The organism is Tsukamurella sp. DT100 (assembly GCF_049844855.1).
Taxonomy (GTDB): Bacteria; Actinomycetota; Actinomycetes; order Mycobacteriales; family Mycobacteriaceae; genus Tsukamurella.
This window is the reverse complement of sequence record NZ_JBNCLV010000002.1, coordinates 569,665-589,213: the sequence shown is the minus strand read 5'-3', so window position 1 is coordinate 589,213 and position 19,549 is coordinate 569,665. Positions and strand designations below refer to the sequence as shown.

General features: G+C 71.9%; 21 protein-coding genes and 1 tRNA gene. 12 read left to right on the top strand and 10 right to left on the bottom strand.

What is annotated here, in order from left to right; translation table 11 throughout:
- Positions 1-5: 5 nt before the first annotated feature.
- From ACLQ3K_RS06435 to ACLQ3K_RS06420, 4 genes are all read right to left on the bottom strand, one after another.
- Positions 6-929: a cation diffusion facilitator family transporter gene (locus ACLQ3K_RS06435; protein WP_336671116.1), complete on the bottom strand. Its 924-nt coding sequence runs from the start codon at positions 927-929 to the stop codon at positions 6-8.
- An 87-nt stretch (positions 930-1,016) separates the two neighbouring features.
- Positions 1,017-1,421 carry a RidA family protein gene (locus ACLQ3K_RS06430; protein WP_146430997.1) on the bottom strand — a complete coding sequence of 135 codons (405 nt, stop codon included), beginning with the start codon at positions 1,419-1,421 and terminating at the stop codon, positions 1,017-1,019.
- A 58-nt stretch (positions 1,422-1,479) separates the two neighbouring features.
- Positions 1,480-2,226, bottom strand: coding sequence for an IclR family transcriptional regulator (locus tag ACLQ3K_RS06425; protein ID WP_425997910.1), 747 nt, complete (start codon positions 2,224-2,226; stop codon positions 1,480-1,482).
- Complete coding sequence (locus tag ACLQ3K_RS06420; protein WP_425997908.1) at positions 2,223-3,275, bottom strand: sugar kinase; 1,053 nt, start codon at positions 3,273-3,275, stop codon at positions 2,223-2,225. The genes ACLQ3K_RS06425 and ACLQ3K_RS06420 overlap by 4 nt, the downstream gene beginning before the upstream one ends.
- 99 nt (positions 3,276-3,374) lie before the next feature.
- On the opposite strand from ACLQ3K_RS06420, the gene ACLQ3K_RS06415 reads away from it, so the two are divergent.
- From ACLQ3K_RS06415 to ACLQ3K_RS06385, 7 genes are all read left to right on the top strand, one after another.
- Positions 3,375-4,628, top strand: a complete 1,254-nt coding sequence (locus ACLQ3K_RS06415) for an amino acid deaminase (protein WP_425997906.1) — start codon at positions 3,375-3,377, stop codon at positions 4,626-4,628.
- A 12-nt stretch (positions 4,629-4,640) separates the two neighbouring features.
- Positions 4,641-6,242: an N-acyl-D-amino-acid deacylase family protein gene (locus ACLQ3K_RS06410; RefSeq protein ID WP_425997904.1), complete on the top strand. Its 1,602-nt coding sequence runs from the start codon at positions 4,641-4,643 to the stop codon at positions 6,240-6,242.
- Positions 6,243-6,244: 2 nt separating this feature from the next.
- Positions 6,245-6,871 carry a bifunctional 4-hydroxy-2-oxoglutarate aldolase/2-dehydro-3-deoxy-phosphogluconate aldolase gene (locus ACLQ3K_RS06405; protein ID WP_425998138.1) on the top strand — a complete coding sequence of 209 codons (627 nt, stop codon included), beginning with the start codon at positions 6,245-6,247 and terminating at the stop codon, positions 6,869-6,871.
- A gap of 27 nt (positions 6,872-6,898) precedes the next feature.
- Positions 6,899-8,293 (top strand): GntP family permease, encoded by a 1,395-nt coding sequence (locus ACLQ3K_RS06400; protein ID WP_224648807.1) that lies wholly within the window; start codon positions 6,899-6,901, stop codon positions 8,291-8,293.
- A 172-nt stretch (positions 8,294-8,465) separates the two neighbouring features.
- On the top strand, positions 8,466-10,109 hold the full coding sequence (pgm, locus tag ACLQ3K_RS06395; protein ID WP_425997901.1) for a phosphoglucomutase (alpha-D-glucose-1,6-bisphosphate-dependent): 1,644 nt from the start codon (positions 8,466-8,468) through the stop codon (positions 10,107-10,109).
- Between the two features lie 46 nt (positions 10,110-10,155).
- Positions 10,156-10,896, top strand: coding sequence for a DsbA family protein (locus tag ACLQ3K_RS06390; RefSeq protein ID WP_425997899.1), 741 nt, complete (start codon positions 10,156-10,158; stop codon positions 10,894-10,896).
- An 88-nt stretch (positions 10,897-10,984) separates the two neighbouring features.
- A tRNA-Ala gene (locus ACLQ3K_RS06385) sits at positions 10,985-11,057 on the top strand.
- Positions 11,058-11,119: 62 nt separating this feature from the next.
- Here ACLQ3K_RS06385 and ACLQ3K_RS06380 read toward each other — a convergent pair.
- Complete coding sequence (locus ACLQ3K_RS06380; RefSeq protein ID WP_224648777.1) at positions 11,120-11,413, bottom strand: DUF1330 domain-containing protein; 294 nt, start codon at positions 11,411-11,413, stop codon at positions 11,120-11,122.
- 117 nt (positions 11,414-11,530) lie between these two features.
- Between ACLQ3K_RS06380 and ACLQ3K_RS06375 the strand changes: the two genes are divergently transcribed.
- Positions 11,531-11,776, top strand: coding sequence for a DUF2630 family protein (locus ACLQ3K_RS06375; RefSeq protein ID WP_425997897.1), 246 nt, complete (start codon positions 11,531-11,533; stop codon positions 11,774-11,776).
- A 6-nt stretch (positions 11,777-11,782) separates the two neighbouring features.
- Here the strand turns inward: ACLQ3K_RS06375 and ACLQ3K_RS06370 are convergent, their stop codons facing one another.
- Complete coding sequence (locus tag ACLQ3K_RS06370; RefSeq protein WP_425997895.1) at positions 11,783-12,295, bottom strand: winged helix-turn-helix transcriptional regulator; 513 nt, start codon at positions 12,293-12,295, stop codon at positions 11,783-11,785.
- 60 nt (positions 12,296-12,355) lie between these two features.
- Here ACLQ3K_RS06370 and ACLQ3K_RS06365 point away from each other — a divergent pair, with 60 nt between their 5' ends.
- Entirely contained in the window at positions 12,356-13,768 is a 1,413-nt protein-coding gene (locus ACLQ3K_RS06365) for an MFS transporter (protein ID WP_425997893.1), read from the top strand.
- Here ACLQ3K_RS06365 and ACLQ3K_RS06360 read toward each other — a convergent pair.
- A complete protein-coding gene (locus ACLQ3K_RS06360; protein ID WP_336671102.1) occupies positions 13,683-14,147 on the bottom strand; it encodes an NUDIX domain-containing protein in 465 nt (154 codons plus the stop codon). The two genes, ACLQ3K_RS06365 and ACLQ3K_RS06360, sit on opposite strands and share 86 nt — an antisense overlap.
- Positions 14,148-14,208: 61 nt before the next feature.
- Between ACLQ3K_RS06360 and ACLQ3K_RS06355 the strand changes: the two genes are divergently transcribed.
- Both ACLQ3K_RS06355 and ACLQ3K_RS06350 read left to right on the top strand, forming a co-directional pair.
- Positions 14,209-14,922 carry a FadR/GntR family transcriptional regulator gene (locus ACLQ3K_RS06355; RefSeq protein ID WP_425997891.1) on the top strand — a complete coding sequence of 238 codons (714 nt, stop codon included), beginning with the start codon at positions 14,209-14,211 and terminating at the stop codon, positions 14,920-14,922.
- Positions 14,923-14,939: 17 nt separating this feature from the next.
- Entirely contained in the window at positions 14,940-15,797 is an 858-nt protein-coding gene (locus ACLQ3K_RS06350; RefSeq protein ID WP_425997889.1) for a sterol desaturase family protein, read from the top strand.
- Here ACLQ3K_RS06350 and ACLQ3K_RS06345 read toward each other — a convergent pair.
- Complete coding sequence (locus ACLQ3K_RS06345; RefSeq protein WP_425997887.1) at positions 15,728-17,065, bottom strand: MFS transporter; 1,338 nt, start codon at positions 17,063-17,065, stop codon at positions 15,728-15,730. The genes ACLQ3K_RS06350 and ACLQ3K_RS06345 overlap by 70 nt on opposite strands.
- A gap of 228 nt (positions 17,066-17,293) precedes the next feature.
- Between ACLQ3K_RS06345 and ACLQ3K_RS06340 the strand changes: the two genes are divergently transcribed.
- Positions 17,294-18,439, top strand: coding sequence for a copper resistance D family protein (locus ACLQ3K_RS06340; protein WP_425997885.1), 1,146 nt, complete (start codon positions 17,294-17,296; stop codon positions 18,437-18,439).
- 3 nt (positions 18,440-18,442) lie between these two features.
- Here the strand turns inward: ACLQ3K_RS06340 and ACLQ3K_RS06335 are convergent, their stop codons facing one another.
- Both ACLQ3K_RS06335 and ACLQ3K_RS06330 read right to left on the bottom strand, forming a co-directional pair.
- Positions 18,443-19,129 (bottom strand): GNAT family N-acetyltransferase, encoded by a 687-nt coding sequence (locus ACLQ3K_RS06335; protein ID WP_425997883.1) that lies wholly within the window; start codon positions 19,127-19,129, stop codon positions 18,443-18,445.
- 27 nt (positions 19,130-19,156) lie between these two features.
- A complete protein-coding gene (locus ACLQ3K_RS06330) occupies positions 19,157-19,549 on the bottom strand; it encodes an SRPBCC family protein (RefSeq protein WP_425997881.1) in 393 nt (130 codons plus the stop codon).

The window sequence follows — 19,549 nt, the reverse complement described above, 5'->3', positions numbered from 1 at the left end:
GCGGCTCACTCCGAGCGGTACGCCTCCCCGTGAGGCTCGTCGCAGTGGTCCTCGGCGCCGTCGTGATCGACCTGCAGCGTCGCGTGCTCGATGCCGTACTCGTCGTGCAGCATGCCGCTGATCTTCGAGCGGACGGCGTGGCAGTCCGCCGCCGCGTCGACGAGGACGTGCGCGGAGAGTGCGGGCTGCCCCGAGGTGATCTCCCAGATGTGCAGGTCGTGCACCTCGGTCACGGACGGGACGGCCGCGACGTCGCGCCCGACCTCGGCGGGGTCGATGCCCTCGGGCGCGGCCTCGAGGAAGATCCGCCCCGACGCCTTGACCAGCCCCCAGCCGGCCTTGAGCATGAGCGCCGCAACGACCAGGGCGGCGATCGCGTCCGCCTGGCCCCACCCCGTGGCCCAGATGATCGCGCCCGCGATGGCGGTGGCGATGAAGGCGTACAGGTCGTTGAGGATGTGCTGGTAGGCGCCCTCGACGTTGAGGCTGGTGCGGTTGGCGCGCCGGATGCACCAGGTGGCGGCGAGGTTCACGGCGCAGCCGGCGAGGGCGGTGAAGAAGACCAGCCGGCCGTCGACGTCGGGCGGCGTGATCAGCCGCGAGATCCCCTCGTAGACGAAGAACGCCGCGAGGAGCAGGAGGGTGATCCCGTTGGCCTGCGCCGACAGGATCTCCACCCGCTTGAGGCCCCAGGTGTATCCGCCCTTCGCCGGCTTCGCGGCGATCTTGATCGCGACCAGCGCGAGCACGATCGCCGCGGCGTCGGTCAGCATGTGCGCGGCATCGGTGATCAGCGCGAGCGAGCTCGCGATGATGCCGATCGTCACCTCGATCGCCATGAAGCCGACGATGAGCGCCAGGGCCAGGCTCAGCCAGCGCTTGTCGGCGTCCGCCGACACCCCGTGGTCGTGTCCCGCGTGTCCGCTCATCTCAGCTCCGCCCCTCGTCCGATGAGATCACCGGACGAACATACATGGCTGTATGCGCATGTATCAATGGGCGGAGCGCGGCGACGATCAGTCGAGCACGGCGAGCGCGTCGATCTCCACGAGCATGACCTCGTGCGGGAGGTCGACGAAGACCGTCGTGCGGCAGGGGAGCGCGGCGCCCTCGGGCACGTTCTCGGCGATGAACGCACCGTAGACCTCGTTCATCGGGGCGAAGTCGTCGCGCGTGGTGAGGTAGACGCGGAACATGAGCACGTCGGCCACCGAGGCGCCGCCGGCCTCGAGGATCGCCTTGACGTTCTCCAGGGTGCGCCGGGTCTGCTCCTTGACGTCGCCCTCGGCGATGTACTGGTTCGTCGCCGGGTCCATCGGGCCCTGGCCCGAGACCTGCAGCATGTTGCCGCGGCGCACGCCCTGGGAGAAGAAGTGGGCGGGAGCGGGCGCGTCGGTGGTGGAGACGGCGGTCGCGGTCATGGTGGTGATTCCTTTGCTCTCGTGAGTGTTTCGGTGTTCCCCGGGGTGTCCGGGAGGTTCAGCGCGGGCGGTACCCGCAGTCGCGGGAGATGGCGGCGCACGTCGCGCGCAGCGGCTCCAGCAGGTCCAGCAGCTCGTCGAAGGGCAGGACCACGTCGGGCACCGACACGGACACCGCGGCGACGACGGTGCGGCTCGCGTCGCGGACGGGCGCGCCGATGCAGTTGATCGTGGGCTCGTTCTCCTCGCGGTCCACGGCCCAGTCCTGTGCGCGGACGCGCTCGATCTCGGCGAGGTAGTCCTCGGGGGTCACGATGGTGTTCGGCGTGCGCCGGGTGAAGTCCATCCCGGCGACGAACCGTCGCAGTTCGTCGTCGGGCAGCGTCGACAGCATGAGCTTGCCGACGGCGCTGGAGTTGAGATTGACCTCCATGCCCACCCGCGAGTACATGCGGATGAGGTCCCGCGACTCCAGCTTGTCGATGTAGACGACGGCGTCGCCCTCGCGGGCCGCGAGGTGCGTGGTGCGGCCGTACTCGCGGTTGAACGCGACCAGGTGGGGCGCGGCGATCTCGCGGATCCCGCGCTGCTCCGAGGCGCGTGCCGCCAGGTCGAAGACGCGCGATCCGAGGTGGTAGCGGTGCGCCTCGTCGTGGTACGCGAACCGCGCCTCGGTGAGCGGGCGCAGCAGGCGCAGCACGGTGGTCTTGTGCACGCCGAGCTCGTCGGCCAGCTCGTCGAGCGAGGCGGGGCTCTCGCCCAGCAGGCGGAGGATCTCGAGCGCTCGGGTCAGGCTCTGGCTCATGGTGCTCCGCTCTCGCGGGGCGGCGGGAAGTCAGCGCCGCCCACGCGGATCCCGTCCGGGCCGATGTGCGCGGCGGACCAGGCGTCGTCGTCGCAGGTCAGTAACGCCGTCATCGCCTCGGGCGGCAGGGTGGCGAAGTCGGCGCGCACCGTCAGGGTCGCCGCGGCGCCGGCGTGCCCGCGGCGCAGGCAGGTGCGCATATCCTCGTCGTGCGCGAGCCCGTGCAGGAAGCCCGCGGCGAAGGAGTCGCCGGCGCCCACGGGCTCGACCACGTCGACGGACAGCGCGGGAACCGTGATCTGCGCGCCCTCGCGGTCGACGGCGATCGCCCGCACGGCACCGTCCTTGACGACGACGGTGCGCGGTTCGGGCAGGAGCGCCCGGACCTCGGCGGGGGAGCCGGTGCCGAGCACGCGCTCGGCCTCGTCGGACCCGACCAGGACGACGTCCGCGCAGCGGGCCAGCTCGATGACCAGCGACGGGTCCCCGTCGGGCCAGAGCTGTTCGCGCCAGTTGACGTCGAAGGTGACGGTGCCGCGCACGCCCGTCCGGTCGCGGAGCAGGGCGCGGGTGAGGGCCGCGCACGACGGGGACAGGGCCGGCGTGATGCCGCTGGTGTGCACGATCCGGGCTTGTTCGAGGGCCGCGGCGATCGTGGGGCGCGTCAGGAAGTCGGGGCCCATCGCCGCCGCCGCGCTGCCCGCGCGACGGTAGGTGCTGGCGGTTGCGGGCTCGCCGTCCGCGTCGACGCCCTCGGTCTTGGCGTACCGGCCGGTGAACCCGCTGCCGTCGACCTCGATGCCGTCGGTGAGCACGCCGTGCGCGCGCAGGTGCTCGACGATCCGTCGCCCCTCGGCGTCCCCGCCGACCCGGCTGAGGAAGGCCGTGGGGGTGCCCAGGACCGCTGTGCCGGCGGCGACGTTGGCCTCGGCGCCGCCGGCGTGCATGGCGGGAGCGGGCGCGTCCAGGTCGGCCGCGGCGACCAGCGCCAGCGGTTCCCCGAGGCACGCGATCCAAGCTTCCGTCACCGTCTCGCACCGTTCTTTCATCTCGTGGTTGTGCAGGTCCTCGCCGCAATGCTAGCGTCTGTGACACGCATCACGCAACGGTGATTGCAATATACGCAACGTAGCAGATTGGGAAGCATAATGGCCAACGGGAACGGCGCGCGGCCGGCGGAGCTGAGTGTGCTCGACAAGGCGGTGCCCGCGTGGGCGAACGGCATGACGACGGCCGATTTCCTCGCCCGCGCGCCGCGCCTGGCGGAGCTCTCGACGCCGGTGCTCGTCCTTGACCGCGCGGCGATGGCCGACAACGTCGCCGAGTTCGCGCGGTGGACCGCCGCGCACGGCTTCGACCTCGAGCCGCACGGCAAGACCACGATGGCGCCCGTCCTGTGGCAGGACCAGCTCGACGCGGGATCCACCGCCATCACCGTCGCGAATCTCCCGCAGCTGCAGGCCGCCGTCGCCACGGGCTTCCGGAACCTGCACGTGGCCAACGCGATCGCCGACCCGGCCGGCATCCGCTGGCTCGGCGAGGCGCTCGATGCCGACCCCGCGCTCGAGGTCACCCTGTGGGCGGACGGGCTCGGCACCGTCGACGTGCTCGACCGCGGCCTCGCCGAAGCGACCCGGCAGCCCACCGTGCTCGTCGAGCTGGGCGGCCCCGGCGGCCGCACCGGCGCGCGCACCGTCGACGAGGCCTTCGCGATCGGCGAGCGCATCGCCGCCTCCCCGCGGCTGCGCCTCGGCGGCGTCACCGGCTACGAGGGCGCGTTCGCGCACGACACCTCGGCTGCGGCGCTCGGCACCGTCGACGACTACCTCCGCACGCTGAAGGACCTGCACGTCCGGCTGCGTCCGCTGTACCCGGAGGGTCGCATCGTCGTCTCCGCCGGGGGCAGCGCCTATTTCGACCGCGTCGCCGCCGTCCTGGGCGACATCGACGACGCGCGGATCGTCGTCCGCTCGGGGGCGTACATCATCCACGACGACGGCTTCTATCGCGGCATCACGCCGTCCGGCCGCGAGGCCGACGCACCCCGGCTGCGGTCGGCGATGCACGTCTGGGCCCGCGTCATCTCGCGGCCCGAGCCCGGCCTGGCGCTCCTCGACGTGGGCCGCCGCGACGTCTCCTTCGACGAGGGCCTGCCCGAACCGCAGGTCGCCGCACCGGGACTCGGCGATCCCGCCCGCCCCCTGGAGGGCGAGATCTCCGCGGTCAACGACCAGCACGCCTTCCTGCGCCTGCCCGCCGGCGACCCGCTCGCCGTCGGCGACGTCGTGCGGCTGGGCTTGAGCCACCCGTGCACCGTCTTCGACAAGTGGCGCGTCATCCCCGTCGTGGCCGACGACAGCGAGAACCCGCAGGTCGTCGACATGATCTCGACGTACTTCTAGAGCGGAGTCATCATGCACGACACACTGATCCGCGCCGCCGCCGTCGTCGACGGCACCGAGGCGCCGCGCTACACGGCGGACGTCGCGATCACCGACGGTGTCATCACCGCGATCGGCACCGACCTCGGGCCTGCGCACCGCGTCATCGACGCCGACGGTCTCGTCCTGAGCCCGGGCTTCATCGACATGCACGCGCACTCCGACCTGCAGGTCCTCCTCAATCCCGAGCACCCCTCGCGGATCACGCAGGGCGTCACGTGCGAGGTGATCGGCCAGGACGGGCTGAGCTACGCCCCCGTGTCCGACGAGACGCTCGCCGTCGTGCGGCGCCAGATCGCCGGGTGGAACACCGACCCCGAGGACTTCGACTTCTCGTGGCGCACCGTCGGCGAGTACCTGGACCGGCTCGACGCCGCCGGCACCGCCACCAACCTCGCGTACCTCGTGCCGCACGGCCTGCTCCGGGCCCTCACGATCGGCTTCGGCGACGGTGTCGCGTCCCCGGCCGAGGTGGCCCGGATGCAGGAGATCCTGGCGCAGGGCCTGCGGGAGGGCGCCGTCGGCCTGTCCACCGGCCTCACCTACACCCCGGCCATGTACGCCGACGACGCCGAGCTGGCCGCGCTCATGCGCACCACGGGCGAGCTCGGCGGCTACTTCTCGCCGCACCACCGCAGCTACGGCGCGGGCGCGATGGAGGCCTACGCCGAGATGATCGACCTGTCGCGGCGCACCGGCTGCCCGCTGCACCTCGCGCACGCCACCCTCAACTTCGGGCCCAACAAGGGCCGCGCGCCGGAGCTCCTGACGCTGCTCGACGAGGCGGTCGCGGCGGGCGCGGACGTCTCCCTCGACACCTACCCCTACCTGCCGGGCGCCACGACGCTCGCCGCGATCCTCCCGAGCTGGGCCGCGGCCGGCGGCGCCGACGCCACGCTCGCGCGCCTGCGCGACCCGCGGGACCTCGCCCGCATCCGGGAACACCTGGAGCACACCGGATCCGACGGCTGCCACGGCGTGATCGCCGAATGGAACACCATCGAGATCAGCGGCGTCGGCAGCGACGACCTGGCGGGCTACGTGGGCCGCACCATCGAGCAGATCGCCGCCGACGAGCGCCGCGACCCGTTCGACGTGTGCATCGGGATCCTCCTCGACGACCGCCTCGCCACCGGCATCCTGCAGCACGTCGGGCACGAGGAGAACGTGCGCGCCATCATGGGCCACCCCACGCACACGGGCGGCAGCGACGGCCTGCTCGTCGGCGGCAAGCCGCACCCGCGAGCCTGGGGCACCTTCGCCCGCTACCTCGGCCACTACAGCCGCGACCTGGGCCTGATGAGCCTCGAGGAGTGCGTGGGCCACCTCACGGGCCGCGCGGCCCGGCGCCTGAAGCTGGTCCGACGGGGCCTCGTCCGCGAGGGCTACGCCGCCGACCTGGCGCTCTTCGACCCCGACGCAGTCATCGACCGCGCCACCTACGACGCCCCGCGCACGCCCGCAGCGGGATTCACGCACGTCCTCGTCCGCGGGGTCCCCGCGCTCGACGACGGCAACCTCACCGGCGCGCTCGCGGGCGGCGCGCTGCGATTGACCGAAGAAGGGGTCCTGTGACCGTGACCGACCATTCCGGCCTGCTCGATGCGCTCGCCGCCGACCGGGCGCTCACCGTGGTGCGCGCCCCCGAACTCCCCGACGCGGCGGCCCTGTGCCGCGCGCTCGCCGAGGGCGGGATCCGCACCGTGGAGCTGACGTTCACCACGCCCGGGGTGCTCGGCCACCTCGAGCGGGCCGCCGGCGTCGAGGGCACGAACCTCGGCGTGGGCACCGTGCGCTCCGCCGCCCAGGCCCGCGACGCCGTGAACGCCGGCGCCCGCTTCCTCGTCACGCCCGACGTCAACGAGGAGGTGGCGCAGGCCGCTCGCGATCTCGGCGTGCCCGTCTTCCTGGGCGCGCTCACTCCCACGGAGGTGGCCCGCGCGGCCGCGCTCGGCTCGGTGGCCGTGAAGATCTTCCCCGCCCGCGCGTTCGGGCCGGGTTACCTCAAGGACCTGCACGGTCCGTTCCCCGGCCTGCCGCTCCTGCCGTCCGGCGGGGTCAGTGAGGCCAATGCCCGCGAGTTCCTGGGTGCCGGCGCGGTCGCCGTCTGCGCCGGCACGTCCGTCGTGCCCCCCGACACCGTCGCCGCCGGCGACTGGGCCGACATCACCATCCGCGCCGCGCGTTTCGTCGCCGCGCTCTGATCCCCTTCCAGAACGGGAGTACCACTCATGTCCTCGGCCATCGACTGGCTGCAGCACGACACCGGGGGTCTGCTGACCCTCGCCGCGGTGTCGATCGCGGTCCTGCTCCTCCTCATCATCAAGGTCAAGCTCGAACCCTTCATCGCCCTGATCATCGTCTCGGTGGGCCTCGCGCTGGTCGCGGGCGTCTCCGTCGAGAAGCTCGTCGGGTCGCCGCAGAAGGGCGCGGCGCAATCGATCCTGGAGACCGGCTTCGGCGGCATCCTCGGGCACATCGCCCCGATCATCGGCCTCGGCACGGTGCTCGGCGCCATCCTGGAACGCTCCGGCGGCGCCGACGTGCTCACCAGCTGGCTCCTGAAGCTGTTCGGGCCCAAGGGCGCGCCGCTCGCGATGGGCGTCACGGGCCTCATCCTGGGCATCCCGGTGTTCTTCGACATCGGCATTTTCATCCTGGCGCCGCTGGTCTACGTCTGCGCCAAGCGCGGCGGCAAGTCGCTGGTCATGTACGCGATGCCCATGCTCGCGGGCCTGTCGATGACGCACGCCTTCCTGCCCCCGCACCCCGGCCCCGTTGCCGCCGCGGGCCTGCTGCACACCTCGCTCGGCTGGATCATCATCATGGGCCTCGTCTGCGGCATCCCGGCGTGGTTCGCCTCGGGCATCGTGTGGGGCACGTGGATCGGCAAGCGCGTCATCGTGGAGGTGCCGGAGGAGTTCGTGCCGGAGGAGGAGCACGCGAGCAAGGACAAGCCTCCGCTCGCGCTGATCGCCTTCATCATCGCGGTGCCCATGCTGCTGATCCTGGGCGGCACGTTCGGGTCCGTGTGGCTGACGCCGGGCACGAAGCCCTTCTCGATCCTGGTCTTCCTCGGCACGCCCGCGATCGCCCTGACCATCGCCGTGGTGATGGCCTTCTACCTGCTCGGCATCCGCCGCGGCATCAACGCCGGTCAACTCGCCGAGATGACGGGTGCGGCGCTCAAGCCGATCGGCATGATCCTGCTCGTGGTCGGCGCGGGCGCGCTGTTCGGTGCGGTACTGCGCGCCACGGGCGTCGGCACCGCGCTCACCGACTCGATGTCGGACCTGGGCCTGCCGCTCATCGTGACCGCGTACCTGGTCAGCTGCGCGCTCCGCATCGCCCAGGGCTCGGCGACGGTGGCGATCACCGCGACCGCCGGCATCATCGGCGAGTCCGTGGCAGCGGGCAACTTCTCGCAGGCGCAGATCGCGCTCATCGTCATCGCGATCTCCGCCGGCTCGATCATCCTCAGCCACGTCAACGACGGCGGCTTCTGGATCGTCGCGAAGTACTTCAACATGACGGTCAAGCAGACCCTCATGACCTGGTCGGTCCTCGAGACCATCCTGTCGGTGGTCGGCTTCGCGATGGTGCTCGTCGTCTGGGCGATCGTCTGACGATCGCGGCGTCGCGACGGTCCGCCGTCGCGACGCCGCGTCGCCGTCCCACCACCCCGGCCCCCGCTGGTGCGCCGGATTACCGCGCGCGGAACCCGACTCGGCGATACGTTGGACGACAGCGGCCGTGCGATCCGCGGCCGCGTTCCCGCACTGACGAGGTGGACTGAAGATGGCTCATGCGCGTGCCGGTCAACCGGCTCTTCCCGAGGACTTGATCGACGTCGAAGCTGTTCGTGCTGCGTACTATTCGGTCGTGCCGGACCCCGGCGACCCGGATCAGCGCGTGGCCTTCGGCACGTCGGGGCACCGCGGCACGTCGCTGAACGGCAGCTTCAACGAGAATCACATCGCGGCCACCACGCAGGCCATCGTCGAGTACCGCGCGGCGGAGGGCGTGCGCGGGCCGCTGTACCTCGCGAAGGACACGCACTTGCTGTCCGGGCCCGCGTGGGAGACGGCGGTCGAGGTGCTCGCCGCGAACGGCGTGGACACCCTCATCGACCACGACGACCGGTACACGCCGACGCCGGCCCTGAGCCACGCGATCCTCACCTTCAATCGCCGGCACGGCGGCGGCATCGAGGCCGACGGCATCGTCGTCACCCCGTCGCACAACCCGCCCGCCGACGGCGGCTTCAAGTACAACCCGCCCACGGGCGGCCCCGCCGATACCGACGCGACCTCGGCGATCGCGGCCCGCGCCAACGAGATCCTCGAGGGCGGCCTGCGCGACGTGCGCCGGATCCCGCTCGCGCAGGCCCTCGCCTCGGACGCGGTCCAGCGCTTCGACTTCCTCGACTCCTACGTCGGCGACCTGCCTTCCGTGCTGCACCTCGACAAGATCCGCGACGCCGGGATCCGGATCGGCGCGGACCCGCTCGGCGGCGCCGCCGTCGGCTACTGGGGCGCGATCGGGGACCGCTACAACCTCGATCTCACGGTGGTCAACCCGACGGTGGACCCGCAGTTCGCCTTCATGACGCTGGACACCGACGGCAAGATCCGCATGGACTGCAGCTCGCCGAACGCGATGGCCTCGCTCATCGCGAACAAGGACCAGTACGACATCGCGACCGGCAACGACGCGGACTCCGACCGGCACGGCATCGTCACCCCCGACGGCGGGTTGATGAACCCGAACCACTACCTCGCCGTCGCCATCGACTACCTCTTCGCGTCGCGGGGCGGCTGGCGCGACGACGCCGCCGTCGGCAAGACGCTGGTCAGCTCGTCGATGATCGACCGCGTGGTGGCCGAGCAGCGTCGCAAGCTCCTCGAGGTCCCCGTCGGCTTCAAGTGGTTCGTGCCCGGCCTGCTCGACGGGAGCGTCGGCTTCGGCGGCGAGGAGTCCGCCGGCGCCTCGTTCCTGCGGCACGACGGCTCCGTGTGGACCACGGACAAGGACGGCATCATCCTGGCGCTGCTGGCCTCCGAGATCCTCGCCGTCACCGGCAAGAGCCCGTCGCAGCACTTCGCGGTGCTGGGGGAGCAGTACGGCGTGCCCGCCTACGCCCGCACCGACGCGCCCGCCGGCCGCGAGCAGAAGGCCGTCCTGGCGAAGCTCTCGCCCGAGCAGGTCACCGCGGACGAGCTCGCGGGGGAGCCGATCACCGCCAAGCTCACCCGCGCGCCCGGCAACGGCGCGCCCATCGGCGGCCTCAAGGTGACCACCGAGAGCGCGTGGTTCGCGGCGCGGCCGTCGGGCACGGAGGACGTGTACAAGATCTACGCCGAATCCTTCCGGGGGCCGGAGCACCTCGCGCAGGTGCAGGCCGAGGCGAAGGCGCTCGTGGACGGCGTGTTGGGCGCCTGACCCCGCCTGACCTGCGCACTCGCCGACTGCCGCTATTGTGGTCGGCGTGAGCAAGGGTAAGAACGCGAAGTACGTTCCCGCGAAGCAGTCCAACACCATGACCTACGTGCTCGGCGGCATCGCCGTGCTCGTGGTGATCGTGGTGGTCATCGGCGGCGTCCTGCTGCTGAGCAAGAAGGAGGGCACGCCCGTCGACAAGGCGCAGGCCGCCATCGACAAGGCCACCTCGGCCTTCGTCCTCGGCAAGGCCGACGCCCCGACGAAGCTGACCTTCTTCGAGGACCCGTACTGCCCCGCCTGCGGCAACATGGAGCGCCAGTACGGCGAGCAGGTCACCAAGGCGATCGAGGACGGCAAGCTGCAGGTCAAGTTCTTCATGCTGTCGTTCCTGAACCGCCAGAGCCCGTCGGGCGACTACTCCGACCGCGCCGCCGGCGGCCTCCTGGCCATCGCGAAGTCCTCGCTGCCCGACGACCAGAAGCAGAAGGCGTGGCTGGGCGCGCACACCGCGATGTACGCGAACCAGCCCGAGGAGGGCAAGGGCGACAAGACCAACGCCGAGATCGCCACGATGCTCGCCGACGGCTCCAAGGCCAAGGGCGTCGAGCTGCCCGCCGACGTGGTCAGCGCCATCCGGGACGGCAAGTACACCGTCGAGTCCGCTCAGAACGCCGGCGCCGGCAGCCAGCTGATGCAGGACATCGGCAGCACCGGCACCCCGACCGTCGTGCACAACGGCGAGAAGATCACCGTGCAGGGCGACTGGCTGACCCCGCTCCTCAAGTAAAACCGGCACTGACCAGCCGATTTGGTGCACGAGAGCTGCCTCCTGTAATGTTCTCCGGGCGGGAAACCGCAGGTGAACAACGCAATACGGGGCTATGGCGCAGCTGGTAGCGCACCACACTGGCAGTGTGGGGGTCAGGGGTTCGAGTCCCCTTAGCTCCACCGAAGAAATCCCCTCCGACGCAGGTCGGAGGGGATTTCTTGTTCTCGCGGTGATGGCGGGGTCAGTCGAGGCCCTCGACGATGCGGAAGTCGCGCTCCACGCCGTCCCCGAGCGCTGCCAGCGCCTCCTGGTAGGCGGCGCTCTCGCGGGCGGCGATCGCCTGCTCGAAGCTCTCGAACTCGATCACGATGGTGCGCTCGGCGATGCCGGCCTCGTAGGCCGCGACGCGGCCGTCGCGGGAGAGCAACCTCCCGCCGCCGGCGGCGACGGCGCGGGCCGCCAGCACGTTGTAGGCCTCGAGCTTGTCGGTATCGAGAATCGCGCGGTAGTTGCTGACCCAGTAGCCCTTGGCCACGGTGCCTCCTGTGCTCGGAGTGGTTGTCCGCGATCGGACGCGATCGCGCCGACGGTTCGGCGGGGACACCTCGATTGTGTCCCCACGCGCCCCGCCGATCGGTGGCAGGATCGAATCATGACCGACGACGCAGTGCACACCCGGATCGACGCCCTCATCGCGGAGGAGCACGCGCTCCGGGAGAGGCTCGGCGCGGGCGAGATCAGCGAGAGCGAGGAGCGCGCCCGGCTCCAGGTGCTCGAGACCCAGCTGGACCAGGCGTGGGATCTGCTCCGGCAGCGACGCGCGCGGCGCGAGTTCGGCGAGAACCCGGACGACGCGGCGACCCGGTCGGCGAACACCGTGGAGAACTACCGCAACTGACGGCCGTCAGGGGACCGGCGTCAGCATCCGGTGCCGGGTGCGCAGCGCCACGGCGACCGGGTCGTCGCGCCGGCGCGGGTTCGGCCCCTCGCCAGGACGGGTGTCGATGTCCCGCACCGTCGGGACGATGCCGCACCGTGGGCACAGGCCGGACTCCGCCAGGTCCGTCCCGCAGGTGGCGTGCGCGAAGATCCGCGCGGGGAAGTCGCCGTCGAGGTGCCGCTCGCCCCACCGCACCAGGCTGAAAACGGTGGGCCACAGGTCCTCTCCGGCGGGCGTGAGCTCGTATTCGACGGTCCGCCCGACCTTGCGGCGGGTCGCGACTCCGGCGGCGACCAGGGTGTCGAGCCGCTCGGTGAGCACGCCGCGGGAGACGTCGAGGTGCTCGAGCAGGTCGCTGAAGTGCCGCACGCCGTAGAAGAGGTCGCGCAGGATCAGCAGGGTCCATCGTTCGCCGACCACCTCGAGCGCGCGTGCCAGGTAGCAGGGCTGCGCCTCGTATCCGGTCCCCAGAGCCATGCCTTCAGCATAGTTGAAAGAGTCTTGTGAATGGACTCGTCATGGGTCATGATGAGTCTCATGACCAGACTTGAGTCCGGATACGAGCGGGTCCTCGCGACCGTCGCCGCCAGCACGCTGCTGGCGATGCTCGCGTACGCGGGACCGCTGGGCAACGCCGTCACGCTCAACGGCGCGCTGCGCGCAGGCCCGGCGGCGGCCACGTGGATCCTCGCGTCGATGAGCGTCGGGCTCGCGGCGGCCCTGGTCACCGCGGGTGTCGTCGCCGACCGCATAGGCCACCGACGGGTCTTCCTCGCCGGCGCAGCCGTCTTCGTCGTGGCGAGCCTCGCGTGCACGGCGGTGGCCTCGGCGCCGCTGTTCGTGGCCGCCCGGATCGTCGCGGGAGTCGGGGCGGCGGGGATGATCGCCACCGGGCTGGGCCTCGTCGCCGCGGTGAGCGAACACGACGGCCACCGCGCCCGCACCGCGGTGTGGTGGAGCTCGTCGATGGGTGCGGGGATCGCCCTCGGGCCGATCCTCACCGGCCTCCTCGACCTCGCCGGCGCGTGGCGCCTGTTCTACCTCCTGCTCGCGGCGGGCGGCGCGGCGCTGTGGGGCTCCGCTCGCCGGATTCCCGCGCGGCCGGCGCACAACCCGGACCGCCCGCTCGACGTCCTCGGATTCGCCCTGCTCACGGGCGCCCTCACCGCCGCGGTCGCGGCCCTCGTCGAGGCGCGCGCCGGGGCGGGCGCCCCGGCGGCTGCGCTCGGGGTGGTGTCCGTTGTCCTCGCCGTCGCACTCATCGCGAGCCAGCGCTACGGTCGCGCGCGCCTCGTCGACCCGGGCCTGTTCCGGCGGCCCAGGTTCCTCGCCGCGACCCTCGCCGCCTTCGGCACCGGCATCGGCGTCATCTCCGCGATGTCGGTCGCCGGCACCTTCGTGGTCCGCGGGCTCGGCCTCAGCACGCTGCAGGCGGGTGCGCTGCTCGCGTTGTGGGCGGGGACGAGCGCCGTGGCGGCGCTGGGCTTCTCGCGCCTAGCCGGAGTCCTGTCCGGTCGGGTCCACCTCGTCGGCGGGCTCGCCGGCGTGGGGTTGGGCCTGCTCCTCACCGCGGGGCTGTCCGACGGTGCCTCCCCGCTCCGCCTCGTTCCGGGTCTCCTGGTCGCGGGCATCGCCTCCGGTCTGCTCAACACCGGACTGGCGCGCGAGGCGATCGCGAGCGTCCCCGCGGCCGACGCCGCGATGGGGAGCGGTGTGAACAACACCGCCCGCTACGTCGGCTCCGCGCTCGGCATCACGATCGCTGGGGTCCTCGCGGCGGGCACCGGCGCCGTCGCCGGGTGGAACCACATCGCGCTGGCCGCCGCCGGAGCCTCGCTCACCTGCGCTGTCGGCGCCTGGGCGCTCACGCTCCGGTCAGGTGCTCCCGCAGCCGGTCGAGGAACGCCGACTGCGCCTTCACCAGCTTCTCCGCGGCCTCCCCGGGGCTGAACCAGCCGGCGCGGTCGATCTCGGGGAAGCTCTGCATCCGGCCGGAGCCGCGGGGCCACTCCAGCTCGAACTCGTTGGAGCGGATGGTCTCCGCGTCGAAGTCGCCCTCGCGGGCGAAGACCGTCACCGTCTTGCCGCCGGACTGCCGGACGGAGCCCAGCGGCACCGTCGGGCCCGTTGGCGCGGGGGAGCCCATCTCCTCGGCGAACTCGCGCTCCGCGGCGGCCAGGGGCTCCTCGTCGGTGTACAGCCCCTTGGGGATCGACCAGGCGTGCGCGTCCTTGCGGCTCCAGAACGGGCCGCCCATGTGGCCGAGCAGCACTTCGACAGCGTCGTCGGTGCGGCGGAACAGCAGGAGCCCGGCACTGGTCGTGGTCACGTCCTCAGTGTGCACCTCACACAACTGGTCCAACCAGTTGACTAGAATTTGGAGCCGTGCCATGCTGCTCGCCATGGACGTCACCCCCATCGCCCGGACGGCGGTCTCGGACGAGGTGCTCGCGCGCATCGTCGACGAGATCCTGTCCGGGCGCCTCGCCCCGGGCGACCCGCTGCCCGCGGAGCGCGAGCTCGCCGAGCGCTTCGGCGTGAACCGCCACGCGATCCGCGAGGCCCTCAAGGGCGTGCGGCAGGCGGGACTGGTGCACATCGCGCAGGGCGGCAAGACCCGCGTGCTCGACTGGCGGGAGAGCGCCGGCCTCGACGTGCTCAGCGCCGTCGCCGCCGCGGGCGTCGTACCACCGCTGCGGGTGCTGCGCGACGTCACCGAGATGCGCCGCACCATCGCCGCCGACGCCGCGCGGCTGTGCGCTGAGCGTGCTACCGCGGAGCGGAAGGCCACGATCGTCGCGCTCGCGCAGGGCTATCCGGACGGCGGATACGCCGCCGACGCCGCCTTCTGGACGGCCGTGATCGACGGCTCCGGGAACCTCGCCTATCGGCTCGCGCTCAACACCCTCCTCGCCGGCATGCGGGGCGTGGGCGAGCAGACCTTCGGCGCCCTCGGGCTCGACGGTGAGCTGTTGGACCGGCAGGCGCACCTCGACCTCGCGCGCGCCATCGCCGACGGTGACGGCGATGCGGCCCACCGGACGACCTCCGACCTCCTGGCCGGCGTCGTCGCCGCCCTCGACGCCGCCTCGGCGACCTCCTAGAAAGCACCGATGCCACCGTGTTCGACCTCATTCGCGCCGCCATCCCGGTGTTCGTGCTCTGCCTCGCGCTGGAGTACCTGTCCTTCCGGTTCCGGCCGGACGACGACGAACTCGGCTACGACCTGCGCGACGCGCGCACCAGCCTCACCATGGGGATCGGCAACGTGGTCATCAACCTGGGCTGGAAGCTGGTGGTACTGGCGGCGCTGGCCGGCGCGTACCTGATCGCGCCGGTGCACCTCCCGGCGACGAACCCGCTGACCTGGGTGCTGCTCTTCGTCGCCGACGACCTGGCCTACTACTGGTACCACCGCACCCACCACACCGTGCGCGTGCTGTGGGCGAGCCACGTGGTGCACCACTCGAGCCGCTTCTACAACCTCTCGACCGCGCTCCGCCAGACCTGGACGCCGTTCACCGCGCTGCCCTACTGGATCCCGCTGGCGCTCCTCGGCATCCCGCCGTGGATGATCCTGCTGCAACAGTCGGTGAGCCTGCTCTACCAGTTCTTCATCCACACCGAGCGGGTCGGGAAGCTGTGGCGGCCGATCGAATTCGTGATGAACACCCCGTCGCACCACCGCGTGCACCACGGCTCGAACGCGGCGTACCTCGACCGCAACTACGGCGGCATCCTCATCGTCTGGGACCGTCTGTTCGGCACCTTCGAGCCGGAGGGGGAGCGGGTGCGCTTCGGGCTGACGAAGAACATCGAGACGCACAACCCGCTCAAGGTCGCGACGCACGAATACTCCGCGATCCTCGCGGACGTGCGGGGTACGCGCTCGTGGCGCGAGCGATGGGGCTACGTGGCGAAGGGGCCGGGCTGGTCGCCCGCCGCACCCGCACTGCCCGCGGCGGCGTCGGCCGACTGACGCCGCGAGAGAACGGCGTTCGCGACGCCCGCACCCAGCACGACGAGGGCGGCGACCAGCGGCGCGCATTGCGCCGCCGCGGTGCCGACGTTCTCCGCGAGCGCGCCGTTCACCGCCGACGCCAGCGACTGGCCCAGGATCAGGCTGCTGCCGAGGATGGTCATGACGGTGGCGGAGCGGCCCAGCGGGCTGCGCTCGGCGCCCAGGCTGAACTCGGTCACCAGGGTCGGGCCCACGCCGATGCCCGCGATGGCCAGTCCTGCCACCAGCAGCGGGAGCGAGGGCGCGGCGGCGATCAGGGCGGCGCCGAACACGAGCACCGTGGAGAAGCTCACCCACCGCGCGGCGATGCTGAACCGCTCGGGGAGGAGTGCGGAGCCGAGGGCGAGCGCGGCGGAGCCGACGCCCATGACGCCGTAGAAGAGCCCGGCGGACTCCGCGTTGCCGGCGTCGCGCATGAAGGCCGTGAGGCCGGTGAGGGTGGAGCCGAAGAACAGGCCCATGCCGAAGACGCCGGCGATCACGGTGAACAGCAGGGGATTCGCGAGCTCGCGGGCCGGCGCCTGCACGACGGCGCCGTCGCCGTGCTGCTCGGGCGCCCGGCCGCTGGGGTGCAGGGCGAAGGCCGAGACGAAGAGCACCGTGAGCACGGCCGCGCCGATCATCGGGGCGGCGGGCGACATCGTGGTCGCGAGTAGGCCGACGATGACCGGGCCGAAGACGAAGATCACCTCGTCGGCCGCGGATTCGTAGGCCATCACCGAGAGCAGCGTGCGCACCCGGCGTCCCTCGGGGAGCTTCGTGGTGATCATGGTGACCAGGCGGCTGCGCGACATCGGCCCGACCTGCGGGGCGCTCGCGCCCACCAGCGCGGCCGAGGCGAGCACCGCCCAGCCGGGCAGCGGGCTGAAGACGACCCACGTCATGAGGAGCAGCGCAAGGCTGTTCGCGATCCCCGCGGCGAGCACCGTCCGGCGCTGGCCGAACCGGTCCGCCGCCGCGCCGACGAGCGGACCGACTGCGGCGGAGCCGATGCCGACCATCGCGGAACTCAGGCCGCCGAAGGCGAGCGAGTCCCGGCCGGCGACCACCAGGGTGAGGACGCCGACCACCATCATGGCGAAGGGGAGCCGCGCGACGAAGGCCACCGGGAAGTAGCTGCGCCCGGCGACCGACATCAATGTCGGTGCGGGGGAAGGGGTCTCCTGGGGGGACGTCTCGTGGGACATGGTGGCGGTCACCGTCGTCGGGCCTTTCCGCGGCGCCACGGCCGCCATCGTTGTCGACGTGCCGCCTTGGGTGCCCGGAGGCCGTGCCAGGTAGATACACGGAGCTGTCGCCGCGGCGTCATCGCGGCCGGATCATCCTATCAATTCTCGGCCGAGGATGCGCGCGTGCAAGAACCGGACAGCTTGTCCAAACTAATAAAACCCCAGGTAAAGAGGGGTTTTGTCCGATTGGTCACACCGGATAAGTAAGGCTAGTCTCACTCGACTATGACGAGCCTTACCTTGCATCTCGCCGCGGCCGCACCGGCCGCTCCTCCGCTGTGGCGCATCCTCACGCAGATGGGCTACTTCGGCGCACTGTCGCTGTCCGGCGGGCTGTTCCTGGCACTCGCCTTCCTGCTGCCGGCCACTGCCCGGGGCGGCGCGGCCGAGCGTGCCCTCCGCGGCCTGGTGCCGTACGTCGCGGTCTTCACCGTGGTCGCCGCCTACGCGCAGTACGCGGGGCGCATCGCGCGGAGCAAGCTGGGGCTCTCGTTCGCCGAGTCGCTCTCGCCGGCCCGATTCGGCGCGTACCTCGACCTGCCGAAGGAGAAGGGCGCGTGGATCTCGGGCGCCGCGATGGCCACGGTGCAGCTCGCCCTGTTCGCGCTCGCGGTCGTGCTGCTGCTGGCCCTGCGGCGGCTGCACGGCCGCTCGATGGCCGTCGTGGCGACCGCGGGATTCGCCGTCGTGATGCTCGCCGCGTCGGCGCCCAGCCTCACCACGGCGGTGGTGGGCATGGACGCGGCGGCCAATCGCGTCCTCAAGCTCGCGCACATCCTGGCCTGCGTCGTCTGGCTCGGCGGGCTGTTCGTGCTCGCGGCCGCCGGCCTGCGGGCGCGGCGCTCCGGGGTCGACGGTGCCGGCGCCTTCGAGCGCATGTGGGTCCGGTTCAGCGCGTGGGCGATGGGCGCCGTCATCGCGGTCGGCGTGAGCGGTCTGTGGCTGACGTGGGTGCACGTGGGCTCGTTCATGCAGTTCGTCACCACGCCGTACGGCCGGTACCTGCTGATCAAGCTGGTCCTGGTTGTGGGCATGGTGGCGGCGGGCGTCTACAACGTGCGCGTCCTCATTCCGGCGATCCGGCGGGCGCGCCTCGCCGGTGACGAGGACACCGTCGTGCGGCTGGCCCTGCATCACTTCCCGAGGGTGGTCACGGCCGAGGCCGTGGCCGGCGGCGGTGTGCTGCTGATCGTGCCCTTCCTGTCCGGTTCCGCGCGCAAGCAGGCCGACGGTGCTGCCGCCGGCCCGTTCGACTGGGAGACCTTCGGCATCGGCGCGCTGCTCGTGGTGCTGCTGATCGGCGCGTGCGCGGCCGCGGTTCGGCTGGGCTCGGAGCGCTCATCCGGCGCCACGGGCGCTCCCGCGGCCTAGTTCCTAGTCCGCGGGGACGCGGACGACCTCGAGGGGCACCGTGCTCGTGTGGTGGAAGCCCATGGCGTCGTAGAGCTTCTGCGCCGGGTTGTCGTCCGAGGTGTGCAGGAAGGGGACGTCGCCGCGTTCGCGGATGCCGTGGGCGACGGCGCGGATCAGCCGGGAGGCCAGGCCCCGCCCCCGGGCCTCGGGCGCCGTGCACACCGCGCTGATCTCGGTCCAGCCCTGCGGGTGCATCCGCTCGCCGGCCATGGCGATGAGGGCCCCGTCGGCGTCCCGGATGCCGAGGTACGTGCCCAGCTCGATGGTGCGCGGCAGGAACGGGCCGGGCTTGGTCCGTTCGACGAGCGCGGTCATCTCCGGGACGTCGGCGGCGGTGAGGCGCACGGCCTCCGGCTCCGGCGCGGTCTCGACGGCGCTGCCGTCGTACTGCACCAGGCCGATCGTCTCGACCACGGTCCATCCCGCCGGGAGCGGTGCCGAGCGGTCGCGCAGGAGGGCGATCCGGTCCGCGCCGGTCAGGCGCGCGACGTCCGCGTAGTCCTCGTCGGTGAGCTCGCGCGGGTGGCCGTAGAACACCGAGACGTCCGGGTGGTACCGCTGGATCCGTCCCGAGGCCTGCCGGAACCGCGCGTGCGGGCCGGAGAGGGCGGAGTTGACGGGGTCGGCGAGAACGGTGCGCTCGGTCACCAGCCGATCATGGCAGACGTGCCGGCGTCAGAGCGCGGCGGCGGTCTCCGCGAGGCGCGGCAGCACCACGTCGCGCCAGCCCGGACCCATGCGTTCGAAGGCGGCGGCCATCCGCTTGTCGTCCAGGTCGAATCCGCTGTGCTCCAGGACGACGCGGGTGCCCCGCCCCTCCGGGCGCAGCGTCCACGCGAGGGTCCACGCGGGGGTGAAGGTGTAGACGAAGCGCTCGGGCGCGACCGACTCCAGGACGCGGCACGGCTGCGCGCCGAAACCCGGCATGTCCAGGGTGAACTCGTGGCCGACCTCGGGCCCGATGTCGCCCTCGGCCCACCATCGCCGCACCAGCTCCGGTTCGGTGAGCGCGCGCCACACGGCGGCCGGCGCGGCGGCGACGAACTGATCCAGCGTGATGACGGCCAT